The sequence below is a fragment of the Cyanobacteria bacterium GSL.Bin1 genome, from assembly GCA_009909085.1.
In the GTDB taxonomy this organism is placed as follows: domain Bacteria; phylum Cyanobacteriota; class Cyanobacteriia; order Cyanobacteriales; family Rubidibacteraceae; genus Halothece.
This window is the reverse complement of sequence record JAAANX010000044.1, coordinates 52,223-71,903: the sequence shown is the minus strand read 5'-3', so window position 1 is coordinate 71,903 and position 19,681 is coordinate 52,223. Positions and strand designations below refer to the sequence as shown.

Below are 19,681 nucleotides of genomic sequence, written 5' to 3'. Positions count from 1 at the left end.
AAAATGTGAGTCTCAACCGCATCGAGCGGTATCGACTCACCCGCTTTCCTCCCCCACCTGTTCCGAGGTGGGGGAGTCCCACGGATCTTTTGTTGAAAAGTTTTGGCTATTTTGTGAATTCTCGAAGAACCAATCACCAGTGAAAAGCCGTGAATAAGACAGAAGCATGGGTGAATCAACTTCGCCGCCAATTGCAACGGGCTAACTATGCCTATTATTTGCAAGATAATCCGATTATGCAAGATGAAGTGTATGATCGGCTTTATCGCGAGTTGCAAGCCTTAGAAGAAAAATATCCAGAGTTAGTGACACCGGATAGTCCAACCCAGCGCGTGGGAGGTGGTGTTGCTGAAAGGTTTGAATCAGTCAAGCATAATATTCCGCTGTATAGTTTGGAAAATGCCTTTGATTTGGGAGAATTGGCACAATGGGTTGCCCGTTGGCAGAATCAAGTTCCTGACGAAACGGCAGTCGATTATGTTTGTGAGTTAAAAATTGATGGGAATGCCCTGGCTTTAACTTATGAAGATGGAATTTTGGTCCGTGCCGTGACGCGGGGGGATGGAGAAACGGGAGAAGAGATTACAAATAATGTCCGCACCATTCGCACGGTTCCCTTACGTTTAAATTTAGAGCAGTCACCGGCGCGAGTGGAAGTGAGAGGAGAAGCATTTCTCCCCCGGAAAACCTTTGAAAAAATTAATCAAGCCCGTACCGAGAAAGGAGAAGCCCTCTTTGCTAATCCGCGGAATGCAACCTCAGGGACATTAAGACAACTCGATCCGAAAGTGGTCGCCCAGCGTCAGCTCGATTTTTTTGCTTACACGTTGTATATCGTTGATGAAAATTCCCCCATTCAACCGACGACCCAAGCTGAATCGTTGGATCTTCTAGAAGAGATGGGATTTAAAGTCAATCCCAAGCGGACGGTTTGTCACTCTTTGCAGGAAGTGGGCGCATTTTTCCAAGAATCGGAAGAGAAACGAGACCAACTCCCCTACGAAACTGATGGGGTCGTGGTCAAAATTAATTCTTATCAACTGCAGCAGAAACTGGGATTTACGCAAAAGTTTCCGCGTTGGGCGATCGCGCTGAAGTTTTCGGCCCAAGAAGCCCCCACCCAGTTAAAAGCCATTACCGTCAATGTCGGGCGTACCGGCGCGGTTACCCCCCTTGCTCATTTAGAACCAGTTTCTCTGGCGGGAACCACGGTGCAACGGGCAACCTTGCACAATACTGATTTTATCAAGGAGTTGGATGTCCGCATTGGCGATACGGTAGTGGTGCGAAAAGCGGGGGATATCATCCCGGAAATTGTCCGCGTGTTACCTGAGTTACGCCCGGAAGAGGCAGCACCCTTTATGATGCCCACACATTGCCCAGAATGTGGATCACCTTTGGTGCGCCCAGAAGGGGAAGCGGTTACGCGCTGTGTGAATGTCTCTTGTCCAGCGATTTTACGTGGGAGTCTGGTGCATTGGGCTTCTCGGGATGCGATGGATATTAATGGATTGGGGGAGAAGCTGGTTGAAAATCTGGTCAGTCAGGATTTAGTCAAATCCGTCGCAGATTTATATCACTTAACGGTTGAGCAATTAACCGAGTTGGAACGGGTGGGCAAACAACTGGCGAGTAGTTTGGTTAACGCGATCGCGCAGTCGAAAACCCAGCCTTGGTCCCGCGTCTTATATGGCTTAGGGATTCGCTATGTGGGGAAAGTCAATGCCGAAACGTTAGCAGAATATTTCCCGACTGTGGAACAGTTAGCAGCAGCTAGTGTGGAAGATTTAAAAGCGGTAGAAGGCATTGGCGATGAAATTGCGCGATCAGTTCATCAATGGTTTAGAATCGAAGCCAATCAAGCCCTTGTCCAACAATTACAAAATGCTGGGCTGAATCTCCACTCAGACGTTCCAGAAACATCTGCTTCTGATACTGCTGCCCAAATCTTTGCTGGGAAAAAGTTTGTGCTGACGGGCAAACTGAGTGGGTTGACTCGCAGTGAAGCTCAAGCACTCATTGAACGCGGCGGCGGAAAAGTCAGTTCCTCTGTCAGTTCTAAAACGGATTACGTTTTAATCGGCGAAAAAGGCGGGTCAAAACAAAAGAAAGCAGAAGAACTTAATATTCCGCAACTAACAGAAGAGGAATTCCAAGCCATACTGACGGAAGCAGATTTAATTTAGTGTTAGTCATTAGTCATTGGTCATTAGTCATTAGTCATTAGTCATTGGTCATTAGGCAACAGGCAATAAAAAAATCTCCTTGTCTTCCTTGTCTCCCCTTTCTTCAAAATCAATCTGAAAAACATTTTGTCACTTCTCCTAGGGCGTTGCAATCAGCTGTAGAATGCGATCAACGTTATCCCATTCTCCGACAATCCGGCGCACGGGTTCGGGATAGAGGCGTACCAAGGTAGGAGTTGCCGATACCTGATTCAACTCCGCCTGTTCCGGATGCTTCATAATATCTACCACCTTTAAGGTGTAAGAATTGCTCAGTTTTCGTTCTAACAAGCGATGCAAGGTTGTCAAAGCTTCGGTTGTTCCGTGAGAATGTCCGGATACAAACAAGCGCAAAATGTAGCTTGTTGGGGCATTTTCAGTTGTTTCAGCTGTGTTCGATTCACTCGAAGGATCACCAAAGCGAAGATTGGATCGCAGTGACTCTAAATTCACCACTAAATTATGATGTTCCCAGAGTTGGGGAAATTGTTCGCGATAGGTTTCCATAATTCTCGGGTCACCGTACCCTTCTTGCCAAGGTAATACCGTCCACCGCTGCTGAATCCCAAAAATTGCATTCAGTAGCGGTTGATAGCGTTGGACTAAGGGGTAAACTTCACAAGAGGCTTGGGTTCTGTTTCGTGTGGGATCAAACCACTGATCCAGGGTTGCGGTATAAGCCGGCACAAGAAAATGGGGAGATTCAGGAAGACCCAGTAATTCTTGTAACCCTTCACAAAGATCAAGATGCCAGCGTTTGCTTTTATCGGCATCAAAGCCATAAATGACATCTCCCCCTGGTGTAAATAAAGCAATACCTTTATAGGATTGATCTTCACTCATTGTTGATTGCTTAAACTCGTCCGCGGAGCATTTGCGCCATTTCATTGGGAATAGGCGACCACTCCAGAGCGGTTTCTTCGCTAATTCGTCCTTCCTGATACAGTTGATAGAGAGATTTATTCATGGTGATCATGCCATCATATTCTCCATCAACCATTAATTCAGTAATTTCGTCGTATTTGCCATCTCGGATATACTCTTTGACAGTTTCGGTATTGATCAGAATGTCGTGGAAAGCAGCCCGCTTGCCATCAGTCGTGCGACATAACCCTTGGGAGATGACCGAAACCAGGGATTCTGCAATGGCAACTCGCATCGCAGGTTGTTCTTCTGGGTTATAAAGACTCAAAATCCGCTCCAGGGTTTTTACCGCACTGTTGGTGTGCAAGGTTCCCATGACAATGTGACCGGTTTGCGCTGCTTTGAGAGCAGTGTTGACCGTTTCGCGATCGCGCATCTCACCGATTAAAATTACATCTGGGTCTTCCCGCAGAGAGGCTTTCAGCGCTTTGTCAAATTCCAAGGTATGCATTCCCACTTCCCGCTGACGGATCAAAGCTTTGCGACTGCGATGGACAAATTCAATAGGATCCTCAATGGTAATAATATGCTTTGGCATCTCTTGATTAATGTAATCCACCATAGCCGCCAAAGTTGTGGATTTACCGGAGCCCGTGGGTCCGGTCACCAAAATCATACCTTTATGATAATGGCAAATATCTTTAAACACCGGGGGTAATTTCAACGCTTCCAGCGTCAAAATTTTCAATGGAATCAGTCGCAGGACCATTCCCGGACCATTAAGAGTATCAAATACATTAATCCGCACCCGGGCAAAGTCATATTGGGTTGCCCCATCAAACTCAAGGGTACTCTGGAATTTCTCCACTTCTGCGTCCGAGAGCACTTCCTGCAACCAACTCATAAAGGTCTGACGATCGGTTTTCGGATAATCGGAATAATCCATTTCTCCTCGGTTACGGAAGCGAGGAATTTCCCCAACGCCCAAGTGAATATCGGAAAAACCTTCCTCATAGGCTTTATTGACAATTGCAGCCAGTGTGGGCTGTCCTGGAGCGGGAGCAGGTTTTTGCCGCGGCTGCAACGGGGCCTTCTCAGGGGATGAAGGAGAAGAGGAAGCTTGCTGGGTGAGTTGGCGGGTTGGAATATCTTGCTCTCGGGGAGCGCGAGGTGGGGGTGGGGGTGAGGTCGCACCAGGATAAGATTGCGGTTGTTGAACCATAATTACACGTTTTCTCAGTTCAAGGGATTCTAAGTCCCTATTTTGCCACTGATATTGACTTTTGTTATCCGTAGGCAGTGATTTGAGAAAACTTTTTAAGGTTAATTTATCGTCAGCATAGTCACCGCAAGGATCATAATCACTCTAGTCCCACCAGTTTGGCACTGAGATCCCACAGCCGTTTTGCTTTGGCTTCATCTGTCGCTTCTGGAGACATTTCTTGGACAAAAGATTTGCCATCTTTTTTCTGACGATTGCCCCAACTCCAATAGGCACCAGATTGTTTATATTCTGGATCTTTGACGACAGCAGCCACCCGTTTGCCAGCCTCTTCTTCAGAAATATAACCGCCAGTGATATTCTTTTGGAACCAGGGGAAGATTTTTTGGAAAAGCGAATAATGATTGCGGAAGAGGGGACTTTCGGCAACACAACCGGGATAAAGAGAACTAAAGGTGATGCCTGTTGCATCATGGTAGCGTCGGTGTAGTTCCTTCATCGTCAGCACATTACATAGTTTGCTGTCTTTATAAGCTTTCCCCGGTTTGAATTTTTTGCCATTAATCATCGCAATCGGCGGCTTGAATCCCTCTTCCAATCCTTTGAGATCCCCTAAGTCAGGCGGGGCCGGAATGGGAATTTTGCCGCCCAGTTCTTTGCGGTTAGCGGTAACCGTCCCCAGAATCACCAGTCGGGGATCGGGAGAACCGGATTGTTTCAAATCTTCTAGCATTAAGTTACAGAGCAGAAAGTGTCCGAGATGGTTCGTGGCAACGGTGAGTTCATAGCCATCCGGGTTACGCTTTGGTTCTTTGAGGATTGGCATATAAACGGCTGCGTTACACACCAGCGCATCGAGAGATTTACCAGTGGCACGGAAATTATTGACAAATTCTCGTACACTATCAAATTTAGCCAAATCAAGGGGAATAATGGTGTAGCGATCCTTAGGGATTCCCACTTTTTGGGCTGCTTTTTCGCTTTTTTCTAAGTCGCGACACGCCATAACAATATCCCATTGATCGGTATCGGCGAGTGCTTTTGCCGTGTATAAACCCACTCCTGATGAAGCCCCAGTAATCACAACTGTGGAATGTTGATTATCTGCCATGTTGCTCTGACTCCGTTAAGAATTATCAAGTTGTTATCTGATTTGTGTTCAAATTTTACCGTCAGTAAAGGGAGGAATCAGCAGGAAGACAACAATTATTAATTTTTTGTTAGGGCTTGGGACAGGGTGTCCGCTGCCACTTCCACCAGCGCGATCGCGTTTTCGTAGAGCATTCGCGTCGGACCAATGAGTCCGACACTGCCACTGGGGAATTCTCCTTGATAGTAATTGGCTGAGATTAAGCTACAAGTTTGCATCGGTTCTAGGGGATTTTCTGAACCAATACGGACAGTGACGCCTCCTTCTTGACTCCTTGCTTCCACCCGATTGAAAATGACTGAACAGAGGCGATCTTGTTCAGCTTCTAGCAAGTGCAGTAAAGTTTGAACTTGTTGCAGTTGGGAAAATTCCGGTTGCCGTAACATTTCTGAAATCCCCCGCACTAAAATTTGGGAAGAGGGACGAGTTTGACAGCGTTGAATCAGTTGTTGGCAAATCTCTTGTAAGAAAGTCTGATCTTGCTGCCATTCTTTTTCTAATTCCGTTGCTTTTAACTGGGCTAATTCCGATAAAGGTTGACCCTGTAGCTTTTGATTCAAGAAATTCGACAAAACTTCTAGTTCCTCTTCAATCCCTTCCCCAGCTGCTAATTTTTCTGCAATGCGAGGCGGTGGTTCAATTAATCCTGATTGGGTTTGATAGGAGTCGGTAATAATAATCAGCATAATGCGCTGATTGTCGAGGGGAACCAATTGCAGATGACGTAAATAAGACGTTTGTTGCTGCGGAAAGGTAATAATCGCCATATACCCGCTTAGAGTCGCTAACAGTTGCGCAACCCCATACAGCAGCGCTTCTAAACTGCCCACTTCTTCTTTAATCGCATTGCTCAATAACTGATCCAATTGTTCCCGTAGGGCTTGATCCGGTAACATGATCTGGTCAACATAGGTGCGATATCCAGAGTCTGAGGGGATGCGTCCGGCAGAGGTATGCGGTTGATAGAGTAAGCCAGCTTTTTCTAACCATCCCATCGCGTTACGCACTGTCGCGGAACTCACTGTAAAATCATATTCATTCACCAAGGTTTTAGAACTCACCGGTTCTGCGGTTGCAACATAATGACGGATTGTTGCAGACAGAATATTCTGATGACGTTCTTTAAGGCGCATGGTTTTTGGCATCTTTCAAATAAAAATTCAATAACGAGGAATGGACGAATCAATGGCGAGGGCATAGGCATCAATCCCACCAATGATGTTTTTAACCTGACTGAAGCCTTGTTGGTTCAACCAGTAACACATTTGGGCGGAACGGATACCGTGATGACAAATCACCAAGGTTTCTTTTTCAGCATCAAGGCAATTGTGAATCTGAGGGGCCCATTGTTCGTATTGGCTTAAGGGAAGATTGATAAAGCCCGGGATTGCTGCGGTTGCTACTTCTTGCGGTTCTCTCACGTCGATTAATTGCACGGTTTCGCCACCATCAGTTTGTAGCGTAATTGCGAGTTCTTCAACGGAGATTTGTTGGAAAGGAGTATCAGCCATCTTGCACTTAATTACACGAATGTTTCTTCTATCTTGACATTTTGCAGGAATTCTTAAAGTCAGAGGTCAAAGCAACGCCCTCTTCCTGAAATAATAGTAAATGCGAGAAAAGTTAATCATGACTGCTGACTTATAATGAAGTTTCGCTCTTTTTTACTGACTTTAGTTACTTTTTCTATTATTTTCCTTGCTATATTCGGGGTTAGTCTGAATTGGTTGTTACAGGAAAGTCCACTGGTGTATCGGGATGGCGGTGTTGTCAAAGCGCCAACCGCTGCCCAATTTGTACCGAAGCAAGCACCCGTTGTCGCTTCTTTGGTGGTGGATGTAGAACGCTTAGAGGCTTATCGTCAACTCCGTGCCCCACTCCGCATTCGATCGCGCTCACGTCAAGAATTAGATCGGATTAAATCCCAATTCCTCGCCAGTCGGCAACTGGATTATGACCAAGATATCAAACCGTGGCTGGGGGAGGAAGTCACCCTTGCGGTAACGGCGCTTGATTTTGATCGCGATCGTGCAAACGGCGTGCAACCGGGCTATCTCCTAGTCACCACTACCGATGATGAAGAACTGGCCCGCGAATTCCTCCAAGCCTATTATTCGCGACAAGCGGTCTCTCCCAATACGGATCTGGTCTTTGAACGCTATAAAGGGGTGAACATTACTTATCGTCGCCCCTTGCAGAAAAATCCTGATCCCAATGCGGGGGCGTTAGCGAGTGCCGTGGTGGGCAATCATGTGCTATTTGCCAACCATCCGAAAGTATTGCGGGAAGCGATTAATAATGTGCAAGTGCCCAGTTTGAGCTTAGAACAAGCCATTCCTTACCAAAAAGCACAGAAAACGATTACCAATCCCCGTATTGGTCAACTTTACTTGAATTTACCTGCAGTTGCGGCTTGGATTGCTGAGCAACCGGCGCTGCCCTTACAAGATAATCAACCGACCCTCACCGCTGGTTTTTCCATCACCCCCGATGGCTTAACGGCGCAAACAGCTTTGTTAGGAGTTGGGGGCGAAGAAAATCGTCGTCCTGCTTTATCCCAGCCGGTTAACGCTTTGAACTATCTCCCAACCGAGAGTGTCCTCACAGCGGCAGGTCTGGACTTAAATCAACTCTGGAACAGCCTCAATGACTTAGCCGTGGATGATTCCACAGCAACAGTATTACAACAACTTGCCTCTGGTTTACAGGAACGATTTGGAATTTCAATCCCGGATCAAATTTTCCCTTGGGTGAAAGGGGAATATGCGGTCGCGTTGTTACCCCAAGATAATCCTAAACAAGGGGATTGGGTTTTTGTAGCCGAAGAAGTTGCGGAAAGTGAAGCTAAAACTGTAATTAAGCAGTTGGATGAACAAGCAAAAGAGGGCGGTTATAGTGTGGGCAATTTAAATCTTGGTAACCAGAAAGTGACGGCTTGGACAGTGATTGAACCCTTATCACAAGTGGACTTTAACCCCAAAGAAAAACCGGTGCGCTTGAATGCGGAAGTGAAAGGAATCCACAGTGAAATTGATAACTATCAGGTTTTAGGAACCTCTCTCGAAGCCATTGCCCAGGCCATTCAGAAAGGAGAAACCTCTCTGGTGAACAGCGAAGGGTTTCAACGCGCGATCGCGCCCTTACCCACCGAAAACGATGGTTACTTCTATCTCGACTGGGAGAAAAGTCAACCGCTTCTCGAACAGCAATTTCCCCTCATCCGTGTCATTGAACTTGCCGGAAAACCGTTGTTTGACCACCTTCAGGTGTTATCCCTTGCTAGCCAAGGAACCGAAGATGGTGTTAGAAAAGCGACTCTGTTCTTACAACTTACCTCTCGACGGTAACGGTGAGAAGGGACATTGCTCTTTATAATAGTTAAGAGAATGAAATATTTTTAAAGATGCCGTGGCGCGATGCGCTTTGGGCGCCGGCAAAGCCATCGCTTCAAGAAGCATCGCAGAATGAATCGTAAAACGCGCAGAACGTAAACAACAAGGAAACCCTGATCTATGGCAAAGATCGAAACGAGAACCGAGCCGATGGTGTTAAACATGGGACCACACCATCCCTCAATGCACGGCGTCCTACGCCTCATTGTTACCCTTGATGGGGAAGATGTGGTGGATTGTGAACCCGTCATCGGCTATCTCCATCGCGGCATGGAAAAAATTGCCGAAAATCGCACTAACGTCATGTATGTTCCCTATGTCAGTCGTTGGGACTATGCAGCGGGAATGTTCAACGAAGCGATTACAGTCAACGCACCGGAACAACTTGCAGATATTGAAGTGCCCAAACGCGCTCAATATATCCGTGTGATCATGTTAGAACTGAACCGGATTGCGAACCATTTACTGTGGTTAGGACCCTTCTTAGCAGATGTGGGTGCGCAAACGCCGTTTTTCTATATTTTCCGGGAACGGGAACTGATTTATGACCTGTGGGAAGCAGCCAGTGGTTCCCGCTTAATTAACAACAACTATTTCCGTGTCGGTGGCGTTGCCGTTGATTTACCTTACGGTTGGCTAGATAAATGTATCGATTTCTGTGATTACTTTGCAGATAAAATCGATGAATACGAAAAGCTAATCACCAATAACCCCATTTTCCGTCGTCGCATTGAAGGCATTGGTGTCATCACCCGTGAAGAAGCCATTAATTGGGGCTTATCGGGTCCCATGTTACGGGGTTCTGGGGTGAAATGGGACTTACGCAAAGTTGACCATTACGAATGCTATGACGATTTTGATTGGGATATTCATTGGGAAACTGCCGGTGACTGTCTTGCCCGTTACCTAGTACGGGTGCGGGAGATGCGAGAATCCCTAAAAATCATTCGTCAAGCCTGTGCTAACATTCCCGGTGGTCCTTACGAGAACCTAGAAGCCCGTCGCATGGCAGAAGGGAAAAAATCTCAGTGGAACGACTTTGACTATCAATATATTGCCAAAAAAATGGCTCCCACGTTCAAAATTCCCGAAGGAGAACACTACGTTCGTCTCGAAAGCGGAAAAGGAGAACTGGGGATCTTTTTAGTCGGTAATGATAATGTCTTCCCCTGGCGTTGGAAAATTCGGGCGCCCGACTTTAACAACTTACAAATTCTCCCTCACCTCTTAAAAGGAATGAAAGTTGCTGACATTATGGCAATTTTAGGGAGTATCGACATCATCATGGGATCTGTTGATCGTTGATCGGTTGAGGTTAAAAATTCCCCTTCACAATTGATCGTGAAGGGGAGATTGATTTTCAAAAATTTATAAATCTTCTGTCTTTAATACTGTTGATTTCGCAATCCTTGATAGCATTTTCGGTCCAATTTCTTCTCCGTCATGAAAGGCAAATACGAAATTATTCCAACCTGGACGTTCTAGAATTTTGTGTGAGCCTCTCTGTATTTTAATTGTCCATCCGATGCGAAGAAGTGATGCTAAAACATCTTTAGCTTTTGTGGCTTTCCAATGACTCATGCTGCAACAAAAGAAAGATTTAATAGTTGCGAAGTTTCTTCCTCATGTTCTAATCGATCTGCAATAACATACAAAGCTAGAGCCTGTACTTTATGAACTGCTTCTTCTTTTGTTTTTCCGTAAGCTAATACACCCGGTAACTCAATGACTTCTGCAATAATTCTTCCATCTTCTTCTTGTTCAATTTCAATAGTGTAATTCATAGTTGAGTGTCTCCCAAGTTTCAATGAGCCGATCAATCAAGTTTATTGGACAAGATAATTATTTCTATTTTATATGAAATTGATTAATCGCTGCTACATCTACAATGCTGATTCGCTATTGCTTAAAACTTCTCCCTTGTCTTTTACTCTTCCCATTGACTTAATTTATCTGTCCCAATTTGCTATTACATAATTATTAATTATTCGTTTTTCCTGATGCAACCAATTAGTCTCAATTTAATTGCAATTGGCATTTTTGCCATGACGATGTTTGCACTACTGTCTCCCATTTTAAATATTCCCATTATTCTCCCTGCGGGAACCACTTTTGCCGTGATGGGACTACTCACGTTTGATACGTTAGCCTGGGAAAATCGCGGCGTAACCTTATTTCTGGACTTATTTTCTACTGCAGAACAACGAGAAAGAGTTTTATATCATGAAGCCGGTCACTTTCTCACCGCTTATTTTCTGGGGATTCCCATTCAAGGGTACAGCCTAACTGCTTGGGAAGCCTTCCGTCGCAAGCAACCTGGGAAAGGAGGCGTACAGTTTGATACCACTGCCTTAGAACAAGCCGGAACACAGCCTAATCAAGTCAATTTGATGCTCGATCGCTTTTGCACCGTTTGGTGTGCCGGGATGGCAGCAGAAACCTTACAATATGGTAACGCCGAAGGGGGAGGAGACGATCGCGCGCAATTACAATCGGTTCTCGCTGACTTCGGTTTCGGTTATCCGCAAAATCAACGTCAACAAAAAGAAGAGTGGGCAAAACTGCAAGCAAAATCTTTGATTGAACGTAACCAAGAAGCGTATCATGCTTTAGTAAACGTCATGCGGGAACGAGCTTCTGTGGAAACCTGCGAACAAATGATTCAAGATCATGTTTAGCTCAAGTTAACTCAATTTGTGAGTCATCCCCAATCAGAAAACGCATGGCTTTTGGGCGTTTGGGTGCAATTTTTAATTCCACTCGTTCTCCAATTAAACTATCGACAATGCGTTGATGAATATTGAGGACTTTCGCTTGTCTTAAAATTACACTATGTTCTAAATCCGCTTCAATTAAAGTAGTTTCATCGGCGATGCTACTATAAGGGCCAATAAAACAGTTTTCCAATAGACAATTTTCGCCAATAATTACCGGTCCTCGAATGGTTGAATTTTTAATTTTAGTCCCTTTTCCAATTTTTACCCGTCCAATAATTTGGGAGTGCTCATCAATTTCTCCTAACACTTCAATATCCAGACAGGTATCGAGAATAATCCGGTTCGCTTCTAACAAATCGTCTTTTTTTCCGGTATCTAACCACCACCCTTGCAGTTGACGAGAAGCGACTTTTTTTTGCTGATCAATTAACCATTGAATGGCATCGGTGATTTCTAATTCTCCTCGGGCTGAGGGTTCAATTTGTGCGATCGCGCTGTGAACCGTATGATTGAAAAAGTAAATCCCAACCAAGGCTAAATTAGAAGGTGGATCTTTGGGTTTTTCCACTAACTGTAAAACCTTTCCTTCGCGATCAACGTTTGCTACCCCAAATGCACTGGGATTAGAAACCGGACAGAGTAAAATTAAAGAATCTTGGTCTTTTTGTTTAAACTCGTTTAAAAAAGTTGTTAAATCTGCCTCAACTAAATTATCCCCCAAATACATGATAAAAGGTGAATCCCCTAAAAATGGTTGAGCAATCTTCACCGCATGGGCTAACCCGGCCGGTTTATTTTGAGTAATGTAAGTAATTGTTGCCCCAAACTGACTGCCATCGCCCGTTTTTTCTTTAATTTCTTGACCGGTTTCCGGGCTAATAATAATGCCAATATCAGTAATTCCCGCTTGAACAATTGCCTCTATTCCGTACCATAAAATGGGTTTATTAGCAACAGGAACCAGTTGTTTTGCCCCGGTATAGGTAAGAGGGCGCAGTCGGGTTCCTTTACCGCCCGAAAGAATTAATGCTTTCATTTTTGAATCGACAGTTGGGTTAACATTTCTCTAAGACTAATGCGCCACTGGGGTGGACGTGCTCCTAAAATTTGACTAATTTTTTCTCCGGATAAAACGGAGTATGCAGGACGTTTGGCTGGTGTTGGATATTCAAGAGTAGTAATGGGAGAAACACGATGGACCTTTAAGGGAAAATGTAAAACTTTTGCTTCCTCAAAAATTGCAATGGCAAAATCATACCAACTCGCGACACCACTATTGGTAAAGTGATAAATTTCTTGCAGGGGAGAAGTTGGTAACTTCATTATTAATCCGACGATGGCTTTTGCAATATCATTCGTCCAAGTTGGCGTCCCAATTTGATCGGAAACGACTTTTAATTCTTCTCTTTCTTTTCCTAGACGCAACATTGTTTTCACAAAGTTCCCATTTCCATATGCCCCATAAACCCAAGCCGTCCGCAAAATAATATAATTACTACAATTTTTTTGAACCCCCTGTTCTCCAGCCAGTTTTGATTGACCATAAACGCCGAGAGGATTCGGTTCATCGGTTTCTGTATAAGGTTTATGTTTTTGACCGTCAAAGACATAATCTGTGGAAAGATGAAGGAGTCTGACGCCAATTTTTTCTGCACTTTCTGCTAAGATTGCCGGTGCATCAGCGTTAATGGCATAAGCGATTTCTGATTCGGTTTCTGCTTGATCAACAGATGTATAAGCCCCCGCATTCACAATTAAATCCGGTTGATAATGATCAATACAGTCTCGAATTTGGTTGCCGTTGCTTAAGTCGAGTTCTTCTTTTCCCAAAGCAATTACTTCGCCAATTTGAGTGAGTAAGAGTTCCAACTCTTGACCCAATTGCCCGTTTTTTCCAGTTAAGAGAATTTTAGTCATAGAGGTCTGCCTCTTTTAGGTATTGTCCAGCTTGGTCTTTCGCGGACAAAATGGGTTCTGTGGGATTTTCCCAATTAATTTTCAGCTCGGGATCATTCCAAATAATACATCTTTCCTGTTCTGGCGCATAGTAATCAGTGGTTTTATATAAAACTTCAGCAACTTCAGATAAGACATAAAAGCCGTGGGCAAAGCCACCCGGCACCCATAATTGTTGTTTATTACTAGCACTTAAACGGCAACTGACCCATTCCCCAAAAGTAGGAGAGTGGCGACGAATATCAACTGCAACATCTAAAATTTCACCGATAATTACTCGTACTAATTTCCCTTGTGGTTGCTTAATTTGATAATGGAGTCCTCGCAAGACATTTTGTTGAGAACGGGAGTGATTATCTTGGACAAAATGCGTATTCATTCCAGTTTTTTCCTGAAACTTTTTTTGATTGAAGCTTTCTAGAAAAAAGCCGCGCTCATCACCAAATACCTTTGGTTTAATTATTAAAATATCTGGAATTTTAGTCTCAATAACATCCATCTCTTTACACTCAATTCCATCAGCAATTTCTCTTTAAGGGAATCTCAAGCTTCGCTGGCTTAGTTGTGAAAATGTTCTCCTTCCGATACATTCAAAACATCGAACCGATCACTGTTCACTCTCATGACATTTTCTCACTTAATTGGCCAAGAGCAAGCAGTGGAATTATTAACCCGTGCGATTTCCTGTCAACGGATTGCCCCAGCGTATTTATTTAGCGGTCCTGAAGGGGTGGGACGCTATTTGGCTGCTCTTGAGTTTAGCACGTTAATCCTAACGGGAAAACAAGCAGAATCTTTAGTTCGCCGTAAAGTCAACCAGCAAAATCACCCTGATTTACTCTTGGTTGAACCGACTTATCTCCAACAAGGGAAACTCCTGACAGAAGCCCAAGCCAAAGCAGAAGGATTGAAACGGAAAGCCCCGCCGCAAATCCGGGTCGAACAAATTCGCGAAATTGCTCAATTTCTATCGCGTCCACCTCTTGAAGCGTCGCGCGCAGTTGTAATTATTAATGAAGCACAAACTATGGCGGAAGCTGCAGCAAATGCCTTGCTGAAAACCTTGGAAGAACCAGGACAAGCAACGATTATTTTAATTGCCCCCAGTGCAGATGCTTTGCTACCCACCTTAGTTTCCCGTTGTCAACGGATTCCTTTTTCTCGTCTGGCGAAAGCGGAACTGAAACAAGTGTTAGTCCAAACGAATTATCATGACATTGTTGAACAAGACACCATTCTCGCGATCGCGCAAGGAAGTCCAGGGGAAGCCATGATCGCAACCGAACACTTAAACAGCCTTCCTTCAAGGCTCTTAGAACAACTCAAAACTCTCCTTAATCATCAAGAAAACGCTTCCCTAGCACAGATTCAACTTGCTCTCACTCTAGCAAAAGAGATTGCACAAACCCTTGATTTCAAAACACAAATCTGGCTGGTTCAGTATCTTCAACAATGGTATTGGAACAATGCTCTCCAAGGAACCTCTCCCTTGACGATACGCTCCAGATTAGAGCAATTAGAAAGCACTCGCAAACTACTTTTAAACTATGTTCAACCCCGTCTGGTGTGGGAAGTAATGTTCCTAAACATCATAAAACGGGCAATGGGTTAAAGGTTCAATCATTATTTCTCGTTGATTATCAGAGTTAACAAGAAGAATAACGGTTTCTGCTTATTCTTGCTATCCTAAAACATAATGTGGTTAGACCCAAACTGATGCTAATGTCTAATTGGTTTTCTTGGATTATTCCTGATCGGCTGGCTGTTGGTTCGCTCCCTCAATCAGATTATGCTATTGCTTACCTGAGGCGAATTGGGATCACTTCTGTCTTATCTTTAACAATGCCTAGAGAAGTGAAAATTCCGCAAGCAATTCATAATCAATTTGTTTGGAAAAATGTGCCGATCCCAGATGGGGCAAAGGGAGGAATTCCAGACATCAAACATTTCCAACAAGCCTGTGCGATTTTATTGCGGTGGCAACAAAAAAATCATGTGACTTATGTTCACTGTTTAGCGGGAGTGGGGCGCTCTCCTTCGGTTTGCGCTGCCTATATTGCTACGATAAAAGGAATTTCTTTAGCCGATGCGATCGCGCATGTTCAGGACAGACATGCGAATGCCCATCCTGATCCGGCACAAATTGCAGTAATGTACCAATTTCTCGCCCTCTCTTCTGCCGAGAAAGCTAACTTTTAATTATCCCTTCGGTGGGGGATTATTACTCCGATAGAACGGTTTTTTCACGACTTGGGCAGGGTATTTTTTGCCGCGAATGGCTACTTCTAAGGGTTGTCCGACTTTGGCGAGAGATTTCGGGACATAACCGAGAGCAATGGCTTTACCGAGCGTCGGTGACAAGGTACCACTGGTGACGATTCCCACTTCCTTCCCTTCACATAAAATCGGATAATCATGGCGAGCAATGCCTCGTCCTTGCATTTCTAGCCCCACTAAGCGTCGGTTAACTCCTTCCGCTTTTTGCTTGGCAAGAACCTCTCGCCCCATAAACTCCCCTTTACTCCCCAGATGAACTAACCAACCTAGTCCGGCTTCTAAAGGAGTGGTGGTGTCATCAATGTCTTGACTATAGAGGGATAACGCTGCTTCTAATCGTAAGGTATCCCGTGCGCCTAAACCACAAGGGGTAACGCCTTTTTCCAGTAAAGTGGTCCATAGTTTGCGCCCAGCAGCAATGGGAAGCATCATTTCTACCCCATCTTCACCGGTATAGCCGGTGCGAGACACAAATGCCGTTTCTCCAAAAATTGACACTTCTGTGTGACCAAAGGCTTTGAGGGAGGTAATCTCTCCTTTTACCAGGGGATCAAGAGTAGCAAGTGCTTTGGGTCCCTGTACCGCCAGTAGAATCTGCTCTTGAGAGATATCATTCAGTTGCACCGAAGTATCCTTGAGTTGTTCGAGTAGCCAGGTTTTATCTTTCTCTTTGGTCGCAGCATTGACAATGGCAACGGCGCGATCGCTGCCTTGGTAATAAAAGATAAAGTCGTCAATAATCCCGCCTTGAGGATTAAGTAAGACAGTGTATTGGGATTCGCCAGCCCTTAACCGAGACAGATCAGAGGGAACCAGAAATTGGAGTTGTTCTCTGAGGTTTTCCCCTGAGAGTAAAAACCGACCCATGTGGGAAATATCAAACATTCCGACGGCTTCACGAACCGCGGTGTGTTCTGGCTTTAACCCGGAAAACTGAACGGGCATTTCCCAGCCAGCAAACTCGGTCATGCGAGCTTGTTGCTGGACAATTAAATCATAGAGCGGAGTCTGTGCCGTTTGATTGGATGTCGTTGTCACAATAATGCTTTAACTTTCCTTAATCTACAGTGTATTTAGCATACCAATCTGAGCAACGGTCAGAGTAGGCAACAAAATTTGAGTCGAGTGTTATCTCTAAGTGTTTTTCTCCAGTACAATCCGGTCAAAACAAGTCTCAGATTGCATCCTACTGATTCTTAATCTTCATGAATGGGTCATTTTTAACAAATCTTTATATTGTTCAGGGCATTTTCGTAACATTGGATACAGAATTCTGTGTTATAGTGATTGAAGAACAAAAAATACATTACATTTCATTCGCTAATTAAACGAATTTAAAGGAGGTTTACCATGTCTGCAGAACAACAAGCTCGCGCTCTTATGATGCGTCACCATAGGATGATTAAAAATCGTCAACAATCGATGTTAGGACGAGCGGCATCAGAAATCGGCATGGATGTGGATAGCGCAAAATATTGGGGTCATATTCAAGGGAAACCCCATCCCAGCTTTCGTGCTTCCTATGACCGGAGTGGTGCTTCCTATAGCTAAGCCGACTACGACTGATTGATCATCGATACTAAATAACTGGGAGTAGGGGTGAGCGATTGTCCCCCTACATTTATTTTGGAATTCTAATCTTCCCGATACTTGAGAACAACAATGCTTCTGGCACCAATTTTTACCGGAATCACTTGCGCGACATTAGAATATTCGCCTTGAGTGGTATTAATTAGAGTTCCTGGTGAGTAAGCAGCACTGGTTTGGAACTCTCCTAAATGAGGTTGCGCGACCGGGCTCAATGCTTCACCATCAAATAAAACTTCCCAGCGACCGCTAAAGCCTTCAGGAATTGGCAACTCATAAGTGTGTTCCCCTTCAAAGGTTTGGGTGCCGAGATTAAAAACAATGAGCAGGGAATCATCTTTACGGTAATGGCTACGGCGGAAGATACTAATCAGAGATGCCATCCCGTTACAATGATTCAGTTCTGGGAAGACAAGGGATTCACCGGTATTCACATTCAGTTTGGTGTAGCGACGGAAAATATTCCGTAACTGGATCATATCGTTGCGGTGTTGCTCGTGGAAATGATAGATAGCGCGACTGGATAATCCCGTTGCTTGCCAGGTTTCTAGTTGCGTGATCGAAGCCCCTTCCCATTGCACTTTCCACTGATTTTCATCATCCAAAGCCCCTAAACTCAGGGCATCCACCCCAGGCGTAAACATATAACGCGACTTCGCAATAAACATCGTCAGCGTTTCCGCATTACGCACTGTGCGCCGGACATAATCAAGTAAATGATGGGCATCTAAAGCTCCCATTTCGACTAACTCATTCCCTTGATTTTTTGCCAATTGCGCTGGATGACCCCCATACGCCCAATTGACATGAGGACGACCGGCCATAATATGGGGACAATACCACGTTTCATCATGCAGTTGAGCATAAACCGCTTCTGGACGTTGCGATTGCACCACATTTCGCACATGATCGGCAATTAAGCCGATATTGGGAGCCAAATGATGTTCCCGTTTCCCGACTGGTTTATACAATTCCTCGACAATGGAAAAGCCCATCGGCGCATAAAAAACATCAATAAAGTCTTGCACCACTTCATTTTGAGAGACTTCAAACGTTTCACCCAACATGATCACTTCCGGGCACGCGTGTCTCATTTCTGCTTTTAATTCCCGCAAAAAGTCCTCGGCATAATTATGGTCGCGCTGGCAATATTGCAGAATCAGACCATCAATGTAATCAATCCGAATCACTTTCAGGCGATATTTTTTAATGAAGCTCACAATCTTCTCGATGAGCATCTGCCGAATTTCAGGAATCGCAAGATTCAGCATCCAAGTCCCGTAGTCCCGGAACAAATACGCATCATGATCCACGAATCCGGTATCTAATCCTTCTACTTGATCCATCGAGCCGGGAAAGGGCTTCCGGACTTGATGAGCAAAGATTAAATCAGGGATAATGTGGATTTGCTCACCGTAGAAGGTATCGACTAGCTGCTTAAATTCTTGGGGGGTACCAATTTGCCAATCTAAATCAACAAAGTTGTAGGTGAGGTAGTTATATTTGGGATTGAGATGACTGCGATCTGCAACTGATGCCCCCACTGGAACCATAATTTCATCAATCCCCAGTTCGCCTAAACTACCGGGAATATCCGTTTTAAGAATCCGTTTGGCAAGAGATTCATTGGCGAGATCTTCTTTTTTATTATTCGGGGCATATTTTCCCGCTTTATACCCTGCGAGTAACCCTTCCAGGGTAGTTTCCATTAAAACGCGACCCTGAGCAATGGCTGGGGGATCATGTTGCCAGTTGTGGCGTAAGGCTGGAACATAAATTTTCTCATGGCGACTGGCAAGATCGCTCAAGGGAGCAAGGGTTTGCCAGTTTTCTCCTGATTTTTGATAGCGAAATTGCAATTGTGTCCCTTCCGCAATGCCTTCTAATTCTAACCACCAATAGGGATGTTCGTGATCGGGGGGATGCAAAGGTTGCCAATGTTGCGTTGCCTTGACTTCCACTGCAAATACCTCTGGATTGTGCTCTCCTCGCGGTAAATAAACCACTAGTCGCAGGTTAACCGTCCCATTGGCAAACACTGCCGTGATCTGAGAGAGAAATTGGGTTCTATAACCCGCATCCCACTCTTGGGGATCAACCGCAGAGGTATCATTTTTCATAAATTTTGATAATAGAAAATTTGCTTTAGTTTGCATTGTCTTATCGTTAAGCAATTTTTATTAAGTTAATATTTTGGTTATTAACGGTATGTTAAGTATAATAAATTTAATTTGCGCAAATCTTCCTCAGCTAGTTCGTTATTCGTGAGGATTTGCTCCTTAACTGCTAAA

19 protein-coding genes are annotated in these 19,681 nt (G+C 44.6%); 7 read left to right on the top strand and 12 right to left on the bottom strand.

Translation table 11 applies throughout. From position 1 onward, the window contains the following. The first annotated feature begins 149 nt into the window (after window positions 1–149). Entirely contained in the window at window positions 150–2,186 is a 2,037-nt protein-coding gene (gene ligA / locus GVY04_04510; GenBank protein NBD15417.1) for an NAD-dependent DNA ligase LigA, read from the top strand. A 138-nt stretch (window positions 2,187–2,324) separates the two neighbouring features. Here the strand turns inward: ligA and GVY04_04505 are convergent, their stop codons facing one another. From GVY04_04505 to GVY04_04485, 5 genes are all read right to left on the bottom strand, one after another. After that, window positions 2,325–3,068: a circadian clock protein KaiB gene (locus tag GVY04_04505; protein NBD15416.1), complete on the bottom strand. Its 744-nt coding sequence runs from the start codon at window positions 3,066–3,068 to the stop codon at window positions 2,325–2,327. A gap of 10 nt (window positions 3,069–3,078) precedes the next feature. Next, on the bottom strand, window positions 3,079–4,311 hold the full coding sequence (locus GVY04_04500) for a PilT/PilU family type 4a pilus ATPase (GenBank protein NBD15415.1): 1,233 nt from the start codon (window positions 4,309–4,311) through the stop codon (window positions 3,079–3,081). A 139-nt stretch (window positions 4,312–4,450) separates the two neighbouring features. Further along, window positions 4,451–5,422 (bottom strand): protochlorophyllide reductase, encoded by a 972-nt coding sequence (locus GVY04_04495; protein ID NBD15414.1) that lies wholly within the window; start codon window positions 5,420–5,422, stop codon window positions 4,451–4,453. A gap of 98 nt (window positions 5,423–5,520) precedes the next feature. Then, a complete protein-coding gene (hrcA, locus tag GVY04_04490) occupies window positions 5,521–6,594 on the bottom strand; it encodes a heat-inducible transcriptional repressor HrcA (protein ID NBD15413.1) in 1,074 nt (357 codons plus the stop codon). 27 nt (window positions 6,595–6,621) lie between these two features. Next, entirely contained in the window at window positions 6,622–6,972 is a 351-nt protein-coding gene (locus tag GVY04_04485; GenBank protein ID NBD15412.1) for a rhodanese-related sulfurtransferase, read from the bottom strand. A gap of 135 nt (window positions 6,973–7,107) precedes the next feature. Here GVY04_04485 and GVY04_04480 point away from each other — a divergent pair, with 135 nt between their 5' ends. Together GVY04_04480 and GVY04_04475 are read left to right on the top strand one after the other, a co-directional pair. Further along, complete coding sequence (locus tag GVY04_04480) at window positions 7,108–8,808, top strand: DUF3352 domain-containing protein (protein ID NBD15411.1); 1,701 nt, start codon at window positions 7,108–7,110, stop codon at window positions 8,806–8,808. Between the two features lie 165 nt (window positions 8,809–8,973). Beyond that, on the top strand, window positions 8,974–10,158 hold the full coding sequence (locus GVY04_04475) for an NAD(P)H-quinone oxidoreductase subunit H (protein ID NBD15410.1): 1,185 nt from the start codon (window positions 8,974–8,976) through the stop codon (window positions 10,156–10,158). A 63-nt stretch (window positions 10,159–10,221) separates the two neighbouring features. On the opposite strand, the gene GVY04_04470 is transcribed toward GVY04_04475, so the two are convergent. Both GVY04_04470 and GVY04_04465 read right to left on the bottom strand, forming a co-directional pair. Then, window positions 10,222–10,434 (bottom strand): addiction module toxin, HicA family, encoded by a 213-nt coding sequence (locus GVY04_04470; GenBank protein NBD15409.1) that lies wholly within the window; start codon window positions 10,432–10,434, stop codon window positions 10,222–10,224. Beyond that, window positions 10,431–10,637, bottom strand: a complete 207-nt coding sequence (locus GVY04_04465; GenBank protein ID NBD15408.1) for a type II toxin-antitoxin system HicB family antitoxin — start codon at window positions 10,635–10,637, stop codon at window positions 10,431–10,433. The genes GVY04_04470 and GVY04_04465 overlap by 4 nt, the downstream gene beginning before the upstream one ends. Before the next feature lie 216 nt (window positions 10,638–10,853). On the opposite strand from GVY04_04465, the gene GVY04_04460 reads away from it, so the two are divergent. Next, window positions 10,854–11,531 (top strand): ATP-dependent Zn protease, encoded by a 678-nt coding sequence (locus GVY04_04460; protein NBD15407.1) that lies wholly within the window; start codon window positions 10,854–10,856, stop codon window positions 11,529–11,531. A 1-nt stretch (window position 11,532) separates the two neighbouring features. On the opposite strand, the gene GVY04_04455 is transcribed toward GVY04_04460, so the two are convergent. From GVY04_04455 to rfbC, 3 genes are read right to left on the bottom strand one after another with little or no spacing between them, the layout of a single operon-like run. Then, window positions 11,533–12,606 (bottom strand): glucose-1-phosphate thymidylyltransferase, encoded by a 1,074-nt coding sequence (locus GVY04_04455; protein NBD15406.1) that lies wholly within the window; start codon window positions 12,604–12,606, stop codon window positions 11,533–11,535. Continuing rightward, window positions 12,603–13,487, bottom strand: coding sequence for a dTDP-4-dehydrorhamnose reductase (gene rfbD, locus GVY04_04450; GenBank protein NBD15405.1), 885 nt, complete (start codon window positions 13,485–13,487; stop codon window positions 12,603–12,605). The genes GVY04_04455 and rfbD overlap by 4 nt, the downstream gene beginning before the upstream one ends. Then, entirely contained in the window at window positions 13,480–14,025 is a 546-nt protein-coding gene (rfbC, locus tag GVY04_04445) for a dTDP-4-dehydrorhamnose 3,5-epimerase (protein ID NBD15404.1), read from the bottom strand. Before rfbC ends, rfbD begins: the two co-directional genes overlap by 8 nt. Before the next feature lie 123 nt (window positions 14,026–14,148). On the opposite strand from rfbC, the gene GVY04_04440 reads away from it, so the two are divergent. Next, on the top strand, window positions 14,149–15,138 hold the full coding sequence (locus GVY04_04440; GenBank protein NBD15403.1) for a DNA polymerase III subunit delta': 990 nt from the start codon (window positions 14,149–14,151) through the stop codon (window positions 15,136–15,138). Window positions 15,139–15,248: 110 nt separating this feature from the next. Continuing rightward, window positions 15,249–15,725 carry a phosphatase gene (locus GVY04_04435; GenBank protein NBD15402.1) on the top strand — a complete coding sequence of 159 codons (477 nt, stop codon included), beginning with the start codon at window positions 15,249–15,251 and terminating at the stop codon, window positions 15,723–15,725. Here the strand turns inward: GVY04_04435 and gcvT are convergent, their stop codons facing one another. Next, a complete protein-coding gene (gene gcvT / locus GVY04_04430) occupies window positions 15,726–16,841 on the bottom strand; it encodes a glycine cleavage system aminomethyltransferase GcvT (GenBank protein ID NBD15401.1) in 1,116 nt (371 codons plus the stop codon). Window positions 16,842–17,153: 312 nt separating this feature from the next. Between gcvT and GVY04_04425 the strand changes: the two genes are divergently transcribed. After that, entirely contained in the window at window positions 17,154–17,354 is a 201-nt protein-coding gene (locus GVY04_04425; protein NBD15400.1) for a hypothetical protein, read from the top strand. 83 nt (window positions 17,355–17,437) lie between these two features. Here GVY04_04425 and GVY04_04420 read toward each other — a convergent pair whose 3' ends face one another. Continuing rightward, window positions 17,438–19,546: a hypothetical protein gene (locus GVY04_04420; protein ID NBD15399.1), complete on the bottom strand. Its 2,109-nt coding sequence runs from the start codon at window positions 19,544–19,546 to the stop codon at window positions 17,438–17,440. Window positions 19,547–19,681 lie beyond the last annotated feature (135 nt).